Source organism: Dickeya sp. NCPPB 3274, assembly GCF_000406205.1.
Classification (GTDB): Bacteria; Pseudomonadota; Gammaproteobacteria; order Enterobacterales; family Enterobacteriaceae; genus Dickeya; species Dickeya fangzhongdai.
Map to the genome: position 1 here is coordinate 1,547,707 of NZ_CM001979.1, position 15,293 is coordinate 1,562,999.

Annotated in this window: 4 protein-coding genes; all 4 read left to right on the forward strand. The window is 61.9% G+C overall.

The window, feature by feature from the left end; translation table 11 throughout:
* Positions 1–80: 80 nt before the first annotated feature.
* Complete coding sequence (locus DXX3274_RS07660; protein ID WP_042859296.1) at positions 81–7,055, forward strand: type I polyketide synthase; 6,975 nt, start codon at positions 81–83, stop codon at positions 7,053–7,055.
* Positions 7,056–7,201: 146 nt separating this feature from the next.
* Entirely contained in the window at positions 7,202–11,512 is a 4,311-nt protein-coding gene (locus DXX3274_RS07665; RefSeq protein ID WP_042859297.1) for a beta-ketoacyl synthase N-terminal-like domain-containing protein, read from the forward strand.
* Positions 11,513–11,514: 2 nt separating this feature from the next.
* Positions 11,515–14,523, forward strand: a complete 3,009-nt coding sequence (locus tag DXX3274_RS07670) for a PfaD family polyunsaturated fatty acid/polyketide biosynthesis protein (RefSeq protein ID WP_042859298.1) — start codon at positions 11,515–11,517, stop codon at positions 14,521–14,523.
* Positions 14,520–15,287: an SDR family NAD(P)-dependent oxidoreductase gene (locus DXX3274_RS07675; protein WP_038660411.1), complete on the forward strand. Its 768-nt coding sequence runs from the start codon at positions 14,520–14,522 to the stop codon at positions 15,285–15,287. The genes DXX3274_RS07670 and DXX3274_RS07675 overlap by 4 nt, the downstream gene beginning before the upstream one ends.
* Positions 15,288–15,293: the final 6 nt, after the last annotated feature.

Sequence of the window (15,293 nt, forward strand, 5' to 3'; positions counted from 1 at the left end):
AGCAATGGAGCCGGTCGGGATTAAGGCGCATGATTTCATGTCGCTCAGGGCTGACCACGCCTCCGTGTAAGAGGGAATATATGTTAGGGAAAGATATATTGAACCTGAATAATGGGTCGAGTGATATTGCGATTGTCGGAATGGCCAGCCATTTTCCCGATGCCGCCAGCCTGCATGATTTTTGGCGCAATATAAATGGGAAAAGGAGTTCCATTACCGATATCGATACCCTGCCGGGAGACGATTATTGGTATAAAGACGATTTTTATCACCCCGACCCTACGCAGGCGGATAAAACCTACGGCCACAAGGCCGGTTTTATTCAGCCGATTGATTTTGACCCGGTGGAATTTAAGATTCCGCCCGCCATTGTCGACTCTATCGGTACCGCGCAGTTATTTGCGCTATACGTTGCCAAACAGGCGATGGAGGATGCCGGTCTGGTGGGGGACGGCAGCGCGGTTGACCGCGATCGCATCGGCGTGATTCTGGGCGGGAGCGGTAACGGCAATACCTCATTTTCGTTGGCGGCCCGTCAGCAAGCGCCTTATCTGCGCCGCATCATGGTCAAGTCCGGGCTGTCGGAAGCGGTTGCCGATGACGTGATTAACCGCGTTCACGACCTGTATCTGGAATGGAATGAAGATAGCTTCCCCGGTTTTCTGGGCAATGTGGCCTGCGGTCGTATCGCCAGCTACTTCGATCTCGGCGGCACCTCCTACATGGTGGATGCGGCCTGTGCCAGTAGCCTGGCCGCTATCAAGTCGGCGGTGGGCGAACTGCAATCCGGCAGCTGCGACGCGGTGCTGACCGGCGGCGTCAATCTGGAGAACTCGGCCTTCTCGTTCCTGTGCTTTAGCAAAACCCCCGCGCTCTCCAAAAGCAACCTGTCGCGCCCGTTCGACCAGCAGTCGGATGGCATCATGCTGGGGGACGGCGTCGGGATGCTGGTGCTAAAACGCCTGGAAGATGCCGAACTGAACGGCGATCGGATCTACGCGGTGCTGAAAGCGGTGGAAGCGTCCAGCGACGGCCGGGCGAAAAGCATCTTCGCGCCGCGTTACGAAGGGCAGGTAAAAGCGATTCATCGCGCCTACCAGCGTGCCGGGATCGCGCCGTCGGATATCCAACTGGTGGAAGCGCACGGTACCGGCACGGCGTCTGGCGATAACACCGAACTGAAAAGCCTCGGCGCGGTGTTCGGCGAGATGGCGCTGGCGCCCAAATCGATCGCGCTGGGCAGCGTTAAATCGCAAATCGGCCATACCCGCTGCGCAGCGGGCGCGGCGTCGATGATCAAGGTGGCGATGGCGTTATCCCACAAGGTGCTGCCGCCGACCATCAACGTCGAACAGCCGTGTGACGCGGTGGCCGACAAGCACTCGGCCTTCTATGCCAATACCGATGCGCGCCCCTGGCTGCGTCCGGCGAATAATGCGCCGCGTCGCGCCGCATTGAGCGCTTTTGGATTTGGCGGCACCAACTTCCATGCGGTGCTGGAAGAGTATGAGCGCGAGCCGCAGGGGCGCTACCGTCTCAACGATCTGCCCGCCACGCTGCTGTTTCAGGCCGAGACGCCCGATGCGCTGCTGACCGTCTGCCAGGCGGCTGCGGCGCAGGTTGCCGCGTCGTCGCCGGACATCATGTTGCGCGAACACCTCCGACAGCAGGATCCGGAAGCGTTGCCGGCAGAACACGCCAGACTGCTGTTTGTGGTGGAAGATGCCGGGCAGGTGGCGTCGTTCCTTGATTCGGCGATCAAACAGCTCTCCCGTCAGCGCGAACAAGGGTGGGAGCATCCGGCCGGTATTTACTATCAGCCGCGCGCGCAGGCGACGGCGGGAACGGTAGTCGCGATGTTTCCGGGGCAGGGCTCCCAGTATGTCAACATGGGGCGCGGCGTGGCCGTGGATTTTCCTGAACTGCGCCAGACGCTGGAAACGCTCGATACCCTGGCGCAGGACGACAACCTGCCCGCGCTCTCTCCGGTTATCTACCCGATTCCGGCATTTAACGATATTGAACGGCAGAAACAGCAGCAGCGCCTGACGGAGACCGCCAACGCTCAGCCGGCTATCGGCGCCATTAGCGCCGGTTACTACAATTTGCTGAAGAACATCGGATTCAAAGCGGATTTCTTCTGCGGTCATAGCTACGGCGAGGTTACCGCGCTGTGGGCCGCCGGCGCGTTGTCGGACGATGATTTTTACCGGGTGTCGCTGGCCCGCGGGCAAGCGGCGGCGTTAGCCAGCAAGCCGGGGGATAATCAGGATGCCGGCGCGATGCTGGCCGCGTCGCTCAGCGCCGCCGAACGTGAAGCCATTCTGGCCGCGTATCCGGATATCGTCATCGCCAACGACAACTCGTCTTCTCAGGTGGTATTTGGCGGCGCCAGCGATCAGATCCGCCAGTTGCACCAGCAACTGGAAGCGAAAAAAGTCCATTGCCGCCTGTTGCAGGTCTCGGCTGCGTTTCATACCCGCTACATCGCCGCGGCGGCAACGCCGTTTCGCCAGAAGCTGGCGACGGTGAATGTTCAGGCTCCGCACGGTGCGCTGTATTCCACCGCGCTGGCGCAGGCTTATCCCGATACGCCGGCGGCCATCACCGAGGTGCTGGCTAACCAACTGATTCAGCCGGTGCTGTTCCGCCAGACCATCGAAGCCCTCTATCAGCAAGGCGGGCGGCTGTTTATCGAGATTGGCCCAAAAGGCGTTCTTGGCAAACTGGTGGCGGATATTCTCAAGGATCGGCCGCACAGCGTGGTGTCGCTCAACACCAGCGACAAGGGTGAAGAACGCGTGCAGCTGTCGCGGGCGATTGCGCGTCTGGTGGCGGAAGGGCTGCCGCTGACCACCTTCGATCGCTATGCCCGCCCGGCGCCGCTGCCGTCGCGTAAACGCAGCAGCGTCAGCGTGCGCTTGAACGGCGGCTTTTTCCTGTCGGCGAAAAACCGCGCCCGTCGCCAGAACGCTCTGCGCGATGGCGATACCCACGTAGTGGATCAGTTCATCGCCCAGGGCGCCGCCGTTGCTACCCCGCCGAAAGCGGATACCCGTCCCAACGCCAATGTCAGCACCAGGACCGATGAGTTAACGCGCGGCGATTTAAAGGCAGATGTTTTAAAGGCAGACGTTTTAAAGGCAGACGTTTTAAAAGCGGATGCTTTAAAGGCTGATGCTTTAAAAACGGCGGCTCCCCAAACAGCGGTTCTACCGACCGAGACGTTGAAGACCGGTATCGGCCCGTCGGCAACGTCCGTACCCGCCCCCCAGGCGCCTGCTTCAAGGACGCAGGAAACAGGAAAACCATCTTTACCTACCTCAGAGAGAGATACTGTAATGGAAAACAAGGCTCCCTTGACGCACAGTCACGATAACGGCAATTTGCACGGCCTGCTAACTGCCCAGCAGGTGATGAGTCAACTGCATCAGCAATTCCAGACCAACCAGAAGGAGTACATCTCGTTGCTGGAGTCGTTGCTGAACAAGCAGTTCACATTGCTGGACAAATACCCCGATCACCAGAACCTGCCGCATATGCTGACCAGTCTGGGCCAGAGCGTTCAGTTGCTGAACAAAAATCTGGAGCTGTACCACGCCAATCATGAGCGTTATTTCGCCACCCAGCAGGATCTGTTTGACGTAAACGATAATCACCATGCGGTGTTGCAACCTCGTCGTGCGGTAATTGCCGCGCCAGTATCAGGGAACAACGTTCTGTCCGTCACCGCCGTTCCGGTAACGGCGCCCGTGGTTGCCGCGTCGGTGCCGCCGGTGGCGGCTGCTGTAACGCCGGTTGTCGCCAGCGCGCCATCGCTGCCTGCCATTCCCGAACCGGTGGTTGCGGCCAGCCCGTCGCCGGTCGCCGTACCTGCCGCCGCACCGGTGGCGACGCCGGTTGCCGTTCAGGAAAGCGCGCCGGTTGCCGCCGCTGCACCAGCCGCCGCCACTGCGCCAGCCGCTAAGGTGCTGACGGCGGAAGAAGAAGAGCAAGTCGCCCGTTTTGAGGCGATCCAGGTGGAAGAGATCACCGCCAAACTGATTGCGATCGTCAGTGACCGCACCGGTTATCCGCAGGACATGATTGACGGTGAGATGGATCTGGAAGCCGATCTGGGCATCGACTCCATCAAGCGCCTGGAAATTTTCGGCGCGATGTTCGATGCCTTCTCCGCTGATGCAGGCGTCTATCACGACGCTTCCAAGAACAAAGATATGGAAACGCTGGATATCGAAGCCCTCAGCAACATCAACAAAATGTCCGATTTCTTCATGGGCATGATCGCGGAAATTATCGCCGATATTCGCGGCGGCGGAACGCAAGAGGGCGAAACCGAGTCGGCGCGCGAGTTCTTCGTGGAAGATAACCTGCGTGAATCGGAAACCCAAGACGGTCGCGATACCGGTTCTGAGGCGACGCTGCGTTCGCTGGGCTTTGTCACCACGACCACGGTGGACAATACGGTAAAAAAGCCGCTAGCTGAATCACGCGCTACTGGTGTGATTCAGCCGACCACAGCTCAATTCGCCGCGTCTACCGCTGACGCCGCGATCGTCGAGACGCCGGTTGCCGACACGCATGGCGTCGGGCGTTATGACGTCGTTCAACAGCCGTTACCGTTGCCGGATCGCCTGCCGCAGGCGTTTGCGGCAGCGCGAACCTGGCTGGTTGTCGACGAAGAGGGGCAAACGCCGACGGCGTTATTGCAGCAACTGGCGCAACACGGCCAGCGTACCGTATGGATGACGGTGTCGCCGGCTGCGCCGAAAGGGAAAAAACGCAGGAAAAGCAGCGCCGCGCTGACGCTGATTCAGCCGGACGAGGCGGCGCTTGACGACGCCATCACCACGCTGGAGGCGCAGCATGGCGCCATTGGCGGCGTGATTTACCTGCAGGCGGCGCGCCCGGCGGTCAAACAACTGCGGGACGTGTTCCGGTCGCAGGACTACAGCGCCGTCGAGACGCTGTTCCTGCTGGCCCGCCGTCTGCAACCGTCGCTGACGCAGGCCGACAACGGTTATTTTCTGGTGGTGGCGCGCGGGGACGGTGAACTGGGCACCGCACAGCGCCAGATGCTGCCGGTGGTGACCGGCGGCGTTACCGGCCTGACCAAGGCGCTGAATATCGAATGGAAATCGGTATTTTGCCGCACGGTGGATATCGCCGCGTCGCTGGGCGACGAGGCGGTGGCGCGCATCGTCTGCGAAGAGTTGCAGGATAGCAACCAGGCGATCGGCGAGGTCGGTCGGCCCGCGGGCGGCGAGCGCATGACGCTGGCATTGCGCCCGGCCGCCGCCGCGCTGACGGCGGGTGAAAGCGCGGTGACGGCACAGGATGTGTTCGTCGTCACCGGCGGCGCCAGAGGCATTACCGCCGGCTGCGTGCAGGCGCTGGCGCAGGGCGTACCCGCCACGTTCATTCTGCTGGGCCGGACCGACATCGACGCGCCGCTGCCGGAATGGGCGGTGGGCGCACAGACGCCGGAGGCCAGGAAGGCCGCGGCCATCGCCAGCCTGCAACAGCAGCATGTGCAGCCGACGCCGGTGAAAATCAGCGCGATGTTGAGCGGACTGGAGCACAACGACGAGGTGCGCCGGACGCTGCTGGCTATCGAACAGTGCGGGGCGAAAGCGGTGTACCGCCAGTGCGATATCACCAACAGGGAACAGCTTGCCGCCATCCTTGCCGACGTCGCGGCGCAGTATGGCGCCGTGACCGGCATCATTCACGGCGCGGGCAATCTGGCTGATAAACGCATCGAGAAGAAGACGCTGGACGACTTGCGTTCGGTCTTCGACGTCAAGGTGCGCGGGCTGGAAAACCTGTTGCAGGCGGTGGAACCCAGCCAGCTGCGCCAGGTAATCCTGTTCTCGTCGGTATCGGGTTTCTTCGGCAACGCGGGGCAGACCGACTATGCGCTGGCAAACGAGATCCTCAACAAGGTCAGCTGGCTGCCGCTTGCCGGGAAGCATCGTCCGGTATTGCGCGCCATCAACTGGGGACCGTGGGACGGGGGGATGGTCAACGACACCCTGAAGCGGGCTTACGATGCACAAAACATGATCATCATTCCGGCGGCGGAGGGGTATCGCCGCTTCCTGGATGAGTTCCGCGATGGCGCGACCCGGCAGGTCGCCATTGGCGGCGCCAGTTACCGGGCGGTGCAGGCGGTCAAGGCGTTGGGGTCGGGGGAAACGGTACACCGGCATCTGCTGGCGCAGCGTAACCCGTTCCTGCTGCACCATGTCATCAACGATAAGCCGGTATTGCCCGCCACGGCGGCGATTGCCTGGATGGCGCACGTCGCCGCGGAGCGTTTCCCCGGCTATCGGGTGACCGCGGTGGACGCCTTTTCGGTACTGAAAGGCATCGTGTTTGACGGCAGCCAGCGCGAGGACTGGCAGGTACGGTGGCAGCCCGCCGCCGGGTATCAGCCGGGCGATGAGGCGCTGGCGCTGGAGATGGTGATTCTCAACGATCATGGCGAGAAACACTATCAGGCGAAACTGACGCTCGGCATCAAGGCGCCGGTTTCGCAACAGCAGCGGGTGACGGTGGATCTGAACCAGCGAACCGGGCTGGAGCAGCCGGTGTACGGCGATATGCGGCAGGGCAGCCTGCTGTTTCACGGCGAAGCGTTCCGCGGCATTCACGAACGGGTAAGCATTGACGATGAAAGCCTGACGCTGTTCTGCCGGCTGCCGGAGGCGACGACCGCCGGGCAATTCGCCACCACGGCGTTCGATTTCTTCGTCCATGACGTCGGCCTGCAACTGCCGTTGATGTGGCTGATGCTGCGTTCCGACAAGGCGGGTTTGCCGTCGGCCATTGGCCGCATTGAACATCTTGCGCCGGTACCGGTCGGTGTTCCGTTCTTTGCCTCGATGCGTATCGTTAAACAAACGCTGTCGTCGTTTATTACCGATATCGTCCTGCATGATGAACAGGGACATATTTACAGCCGGTTAAATCAGGTGGAATTTACCGCGTCATCAGCATTAAGGAAATTATTCTGCTATTCGCAGGCCGAGAGCGTCATCGCAAATAAATGACCGTTTAATTAAATCGAGCCAACCGGTTCCTGAATAGATACCCAATAGATTTCGAGTTGCTGCCAAAGCGGCTGCGACTTAAAAGATGAAGGGCATGCGTGAGCATATTCAGGATCCCCCGGCTGATATTCAGGAGTGATGTTTTCATGGAACCGATAGCCATCGTTGGGCTGGGATGCCTGTTTCCTGGCGCGGATAACCCTATGGCGTACTGGGAAAACCTATGCCGGCAGAAGGATAGCGCCTCGCCTGTGTCCGAACAGGAGTTGGGAACGTCGCCGGATAATTATTATCATCCGGTACCGGGCACTGCCGATAAGATTAATTACAATCGCAACGGTTATGTCAGAGATTTTATATTTAATTCTCAGGGCTATTATTTATCACCCGACGAATTGAATTCTCTGGATGCATTATTTAAATGGACCCTGTATGCCGCAGAACAGGCGCTGAGTCATAGCGGGTATCGCCATAATGAAGCACTCCTGAAAAAGACCGGGTTAATTATCGGTAATATCGGCATGCCGACGCATGCGGTAAAACGTTTGATGACGCCTTTTTATCATCAATTGCTGCAACCCTATATTCAGACGCTGATCCATCGCCCGGATTTCCGGTTTGACGCTATCTGGCCGTCGGCCGCGTATGATGACGCCAACCTGATCACCGGCGGTCATAACGCCACCGTGGCGGCGCTGGCGCTGGGGCTGGCCGGGCCGAGCTTCGCTCTCGACGCCGCCTGTTCGTCGGCGCTGTACGCCATCAAACTGGCGTCGGACTATCTGGAAAGCGGCAAGGCCGACCTGATGCTGGCCGGGGCGGTGTGTCACGCCGATCACATTTACATCAATCACGGCTTCAACGTGCTGCAGGCGTTCCCAAAACAGGGGATCTCGATTCCGTTCGACCGCGCTTCGGAAGGGCTAAAGGGCGGCGAAGGCGCCGGTATCGTCGCCCTGAAGCGTTACCGCGATGCGGTGCGTGATAACGATACCGTCTACGCGGTGATCGAATCGGTCGGGCTGTCCAATGACGCCGGCGCCAAGCACATGCTGGTGCCGGATATTCAGGGGCAGCGCACCGCGCTGGCGCGCGCTTATCCGGACGGCGATACCCGCATTGACTATCTGGAATGTCATGCCACCGGCACCCCGGTCGGCGATCAGGCAGAGCTGGCGTCGGTGGAAGGGTTCTTCGCCGCTCACGGCGCGCTTCCGCTGATCGGCGCCAACAAGGCCAACAACGGCCACATGCTGACCGCTTCCGGCATGGGCAGCCTGCTGAAAGTGGTGTTGTCCCTTAACCACGGTCAAATCCCCGCGACGCCCGGCGTAACCGAGCTGGTCAACACCCCGGAAGGCAAACTGACGCTGGACCATGTGGTGCGCAGCACCCGTGCGTGGCCCGATACCGGCAGGCCGAAGCGTGCCGGTATCAACGCCTTTGGCTTCGGCGGGGTCAATGCCCATCTGGTGGTGAGTGAAGACCACGCCGGGCTGCGCGCTCAGCATGCCGCGTCATCCCCGGCGGCGCGGGTTCAGCAGCCGCTGGCGTTGGTCGGCATCGGTATACACCTGGCGCATACCCAGCAGAGCGAACAACTGGCGCAGGCGCTAAAACAGGGCGAGCAGTTCTTTACCGACCTGCCGCGCACCCGCTGGATCGGCATGGAGCAACGGCCGGACGTGCTGGCGCAGCGCGGTGTGTCTCAGCCGCCGCAAGGCGCTTATATCGAACGTTTCGACTTTGACTGCAAACACTTCAAGCTGCCGCCGAATGTGGTTGGCCCGCACCTGTTGTCGCATCTGTTTCTGTTGCCGGTGGCCGAGCGCGCCTTTCTGGACGCCGGTTATACGCTGGACGGCAGCCGCCGCAACATCGCGGTGATCGTCGCCGGCGGCGTGGACTACGGCTGCCTGCGCTATCAGGCGCGCAATGAGATCGGTTGGCAACTGGCGCAAAGCCTGCAACGTTGCGGCATCGAACTGTCCGCTGATGATCAGGCCGCGCTGGAAAGCATTGTGCGCGACGGGCTGTTCCCGGCGCCGTACCCGGAAGGGATTACCGGCGGCATCGGCAATATCGTGGCGTCGCGGCTGGCCGCTCACCTGCGGCTTAACGGACCGACCTTCTCGTTATACAGCGAGGAGAGCGCGCCGTTTAAAGCTATCGAACTGGCGCAGTTCATGCTGGATCGCCAGCAGGTGGACGCGGTGCTGATCGCCAGCTGCAGCTTTGCCGGCGGCGTGGAAAATGTCCTGTGGGACCATCAGTCGTTGCAGGCCAATCAGGATGTGGGCGACGGCGGCGGCGTTATCGTACTCAAACGCGAGCAGGATGCGCTGCGCGACGACACCGCGATTTACGCGCTGGTGGATGGCCTGGCGATCGCCCATGCGCCGAACCGTTCGCTGCCGTTCATGCCCGCGACGCAGACGCTGGCGGAAAACATGACCGCCGCGCTGGCCGCGGCCGGGTGCGATGCGCATCAGGTGGCGTATGTGGAAGCGTACGCCGGCGCCCGCCCCGGCGAACTGGAGGCCGAGTGCGCGGCGCTGCGTCAGGCTTACCGCACCGAAAATCGTGCCACTCCGCTGACGTTAGGCACGCTGAAAGCGCATTACGGGCATTTGTCCGCCGCCAGCGGGTTGCTGGGGATCATCAAAACCGCGTTGCAGCTGTCGCAGGGATACCTGCCGGGAGTGCCGGACTTCACGCTGGCCGAGCCGCTGCGCGCCGCCGCCTCTGGATCAGGGTTACAGGTGCCGCGACAAGGGGCTGACTGGCCGACGTCGGCGCAGGGACCGCGTCGGGCGGCCATCAGCCACATCGGCGTCGATCGCGCTTACAGTCATCTGATTCTGCGCGAGCCGACCCAGGGGCGGCGGGCCAGCGCCGGTCATATTGCGTCGCCGGCCAGCGTATCGCTGAATGTGAGCGTCTTTACCGGCCGCGATAAGACGGTGGAAGAGATTGTACTGAGCGAGGCGGCGATCGCCAGCTTTGCCGCGCTGGCGGATAACGCGCCGGTCACCCGGTTGCCGCCCGTCGCGCTGAGCGTCACCTCGCGGGTGCCGCACGATACCGCGCACCAGTGGCGTCACGCTTACACCCAACTGCGCTATCTGACGCTGGAAAACACCTTTCACCGGCTGATCGCCCGCCAGTTGGGCGTCGAGCTGGAGCCGGCCGCGCCGGTGCGCCCGGTGCTGGATTATCAACAGCTGCTGGAACTGACCGACGGCAGCATCGCCCGTGTGCTGGGCGAGGCGTATCAGGAAGCGGACAGCTACCCGATCCGCACCCGTATGCCGTCGCCGCCTTACCTGTTCGTGTCGCGCATAACCGCGCTGTCGGCGCAAAAAGACCGGCTGGAGCCGGGCTTTATCGAGTGGGAATACGATATTCCCCCCGATGCCTGGTACGTGGTGGACGGCAAGGCCCCGGCGTTTATGTCGCTGGAGTCGTCTCACGCCATGATAGTGGCGTTTACCGTCATCGGCTGCGACATGATGTTCAAGGGGCAACTGTGCTACCGCGCGGTGGACAGCCAGACCACGGTCTACAGCGAGATGCCCGTCGCGGGCGAAACCCTGCGCGGCCGCGTCAACATCACCTCGGTGGTGAAGGCGGGCGGGGTGGTGCTGATCGGTTACGAGTACTTCTGCTACGTCGATGACCGGCTGGTGTTCAAGCTGGTCGCCAACTCCGGTTTCTTCAGCGCCCGCGACATGGCGCGCGCCAAGCACCTGGATACCGCCGCCTACTTCCGCGAGACGATCCCGTCCACGCGGTTTACGCCGCCGCTGCGCTGCGACAAGACCGCGCTGTCGGACCGCGAGGTGTCGGCGCTGTTGCAGGGCGACGTCGCCGCCTGTTTCGGCGCGGCCTACGCTCGGCCGGGAATCGGCCACATCTGCAACCCGCACACCCGCATGCTGGACCGGGTGGTGTCGATGTCACGCGACGGCGGCGCATTCGGGCTGGGCGAGATGCTGGGCGAGGTGGATATCGACCCGGATCACTTTGTGTTCAAAGCACATTTCAAGAATGACCCGGTCATGCCCGGCACCTTTCTGGTGGAAGGGTGCGAGCAGATGGTCAAGGTGTTCCTGCACTATCTGGGGCTCAACTCGCAGCCGCACCTGACGCCGCGCACGCTGTGCGACCACCACTACAGCGCCCGATTCCGTGGTGAAGTGAAGTGTGAGCGCGACGTACTGCGCTACCGGCTGACCTGCAAATCCGTCAACGCCCGCTACGCGGCGGATGGACACACGCTGGAAGACATCGCGCTGACGTTCATTGTGGAAATGCTGTATCGCGGCAATGTCATCGGGCTGTGCGACAACCTCGGTGCCGGATTCAGCCGTGACGCGTCGGACGCCGCCGCCACCCACCCTCACACCACGCCGCTTCAGGTTGACGCGGCCGAACCGATAAGCCAGGGAAGCTGACTATGAGTACACAACACAATACGGCCAGTTCGTCGGCTGTCGCGGGCAAACCCTTGCTGGGCGGCGAGGCGCTTTACGCGCTGGAAACGCCGCTGGCGGTGGTGGAGTACGACCGCGACGTGCGAATTGAAGCCGGTCATGCCGCGCCGCCAGACGGGCGACTGATTGGCCTGCTGCCGCCGATGGGGGCCGACCGTCTGGGCGACCGGCAGTTCCAGCGCGACTATGGCGTGCGTTTTTCCTACTACGCCGGGGCGATGGCGAACGGCATCCACTCCAGCGACATGGTGGTGGCGCTGGGGCAACAGCAGATTCTGGGGATTTTCGGCGCCGGGGGGTTAAGCCTGGAGCGCATCGCCGCCGAGCTGGAGCAGATTCAGCGCCAACTGCCCGCCGGGCCGTTTGGCGTCAACCTGCTGCATAACCCCGGCAACCCGGCGTGGGAGATGGGCTGCGTTACGCTGCTGATCGAACGTCAGGTGCGGGTGATCGAAGCGTCTGCCTACATCAACCTGAGCGCCGCGCTGGTGTACTACCGCGCGGCCGGGCTGACGCGCGGGGCTGATGGCCGTATCCAGCCGCAGAACCGCATTATCGCCAAGGTGTCCCGCCGCGAGGTGGCGCAGCACTTCCTGCGCCCGGCGCCGGAAAACCTGCTGAAAAAGCTGCTGGATGACGGGCTGATTACCGCGCAGCAGGCGGAGCTGGCGCGCCAGGTGCCGATGGCGGACGACATCACCGTGGAAGGGGATTCCGGCGGTCATACCGATCAGGGGCTGCTGGCGTGCATTTTCCGCTCGGTGGTGGCGTTGCGCGACGAGATGCAGGCGCAGTCCGTCGGCGGCTGGCGGGTGCGCATCGGCGCGGCCGGCGGCCTCGGCACCCCGCACGCGGTGCTGGCGGCGTTTGCGCTGGGCGCGGCTTACGTGGTGACCGGGTCTGTCAATCAGGCCTGTGTCGAAGCCGGCACCTCGGATGCGGTGAAACAGATGCTGGGCAAGGTACAGATTGGCGATGTCGCTACCGCGCCGTCCGCCGACATGTTCGAGCTGGGCGCCAAAGTGCAGGTGATGAAGCAGGGCAGCATGTACGCGGTGCGCGCCCAGAAGCTGTACGCGCTGTACAAGCAGTACGACCGGCTGGAAGACATCCCCGCCGAGGATGTCGCGCAGATTGAAAAACAGATCTTTCACCAGTCGTTGGCGCAGGTCTGGCAGCAAACGGTGGCCTACTTCGAGCGCAATCACCAGCCGCAGGCGATCGTCAAAGCCGAACAGCAACCGAAGAAAAAGATGGCGCTGATTTTCCAGTGGTATCTCGGCCAATCGTCCCGCTGGGCTATCAACGGCGAACCGTCGCGCCAGCTGGACTATCAGGTCTGGTGCGGGTCGGCGCTGGGCGCGCTCAACGAATGGCTGCGCGGCTCGGCGCTGGAAGACGTGGCGCATCGCCGCGTCGGCGACATGGCGGTACTGCTGATGCAGGGCGCCGCTTACCTCAACCGGGTGGCCGGGCTGTCGGCGCTGGATATCGCGCTGCCCGACGCGCTGCAACGGTGCACCCCCGACGATCTTCAACGCAGTGGCGTCAGCGCCATCGCGGAACCTCAACCGACTCTGTCATTTCAACCACAAACAGGGAGTACCAAGATAATGGATGCGGAAACCAAACTGACGTTAGACCAATCCAAAGAATTCTATAAAAAATGCTGGGAGCTGATCCCGGGCGGGACCCACTACAACTTCGGCGATCCGGAACGCCCACTGGTGATCCCTTTCAATCGCGGCCGAAATTCGCGGGTGTGGGACCTGGACGGCAACGAGCATCTGGACCTGTTCTGCAAGTTTGGCGCCCTGATTACCGGTCACCATAACGAGGCTTACAACGAGGCCCTGATCAATTACATGCACAAGGTCACTTCGGTCGATACCTGCGATCTGGAAGTGGAGGTGTGCGAAACGCTGATCAAACACATCCCCTGTGCCGATATGGTGCGCTTTTGTCTGAGCGGGACCGAAGCGGTGCAGAACGCGCTGCGTCTGGCGCGCGGCTTTACCGGCAAGACCCGCTTCATCCGTTTCCACGGCCACTATCACGGCAACGCCGACAACATCATGGGCTGGCGCAAAAAGCAGGATCTGAGCTGGCCGGTGCCGGAGCAGTTCAAGGGCGACCTGCTGGATACCTGGGGGCGCGCTCCCGGCGCGATTGAAGACCAATCGTTTATGCTGCCGTGGAACGACATTGATGTGTTGACCGCCACCATTGAGCGTTATCACGGCGAAATCGCCGCGGTGCTGATGGAGCCGTTGTGCATCAACGGCGGCGGTATTTTCCCGCGCGAAGGCTACCTGGAGAAAGCCAAGGCGCTGTGCGAGAAGTACAACATCGTGCTGATTTTCGACGAAGTGATCACCGGGGTGCGCGTCGGTCTTGGCGGCGCGCAGCAACTGCTCGGCGTCACGCCGCACCTGGCCACCTTCGGCAAGGCGCTGGCCGGCGGCTCGATGCCGGTTTCCGCGATTATGGGCCGTCGCGACATCATGAACCTCTACACCCGCGGCAAGGTGATCCACGCCGGTACCTTCAACGGTTACCCGCTGGGGCTGGCGGCGGTGAAAGCCACCTACGACCTGATCGAACAGGACCCCGGCTGCTATGACCGCATGGCCGACGTGATGCGCCAAATCTCCGGCGCATTCGTCAAAGCCGCCGAAGCCGTGGATTTGCCGCTGGTGATTCAGGGCATGCCGACCGCGCTGGTCTACCATTCGCAGTCCACGCCGGTGGACCGCTCCGAAGGCTACAGCGACAAGGTGAAATTCTGCGACATCATCATCCGTGAAATCTCCAAACGCTATGGCATCCAGTTCTCCCCGCTGTCGCGCATGTACTCCAACCTGCTGATGTCGCAGGACGATGTGCGCTTCTTCGAGGAACGTATTTTTGACGCGATGGAAAACGCCCGCAAGGTCATCGACATCACCTTTAAAGAGGGGGTGGAAGCATGAGCCAGCAGGTCGCGGTTATCACCGGCGCGGCCGGCGGCTTTGGCGCGGCCATCACCCGCACCTTGCTGGATATCGGTTATCAGGTAGCGGCGACGGACATCAGCGCATCACGGCTGGAGCAACTTCACCAACAACTGGGGCAGCCCGAGGGGCTGCACCGGTTCACGATGGATGTCACGCAGTTTGATTCGGTCAACGCCGCGGCGCAAACCATCGCCGGGCAACTGGGATCAACCATCACGGCGCTGGTCAACAACGCCGGGGTGATCGAGCGCAGTTACTGCCTGTCGGCCCGCGGTCTGCGTGATACCGAAAAGGTGATGGCGGTGAATCTGACCGGCGCATTCAACTGCACCGAAGTGTTCGCTCGTTACATGGCGCGCCTGAAGTATGGGCGCATCATCAACATCGCCTCGGTTGCCGGCATCTGGGGCGCAGCGGGCGGTTCAGCCTATGCCGCCTCCAAAGCCGGGCTGATCTCCGCCACCGAGTCCTGGGCGCGAGAACTGGGACCAATGAATATCAGCGTCACCGCCATTGCTCCCGGTATCTGCCGCACCGAGATGCTGGCGAAGTTTGTCGACCCGCACATGATTGGCTCGCCGGAGGAAGACAAGATCATCCGCAGCATTGTGCCGGTCGGGCGTTGGGGCACGCCGGACGACGTCGCCGAAGTAGTGGGGTTTCTGGCCAGTTGCAAGACCAACTACCTCAATTCCACGGTGATCCCGCTGGACGGCGGGATGCGGGTCGGGACGCTATAGGCCGAC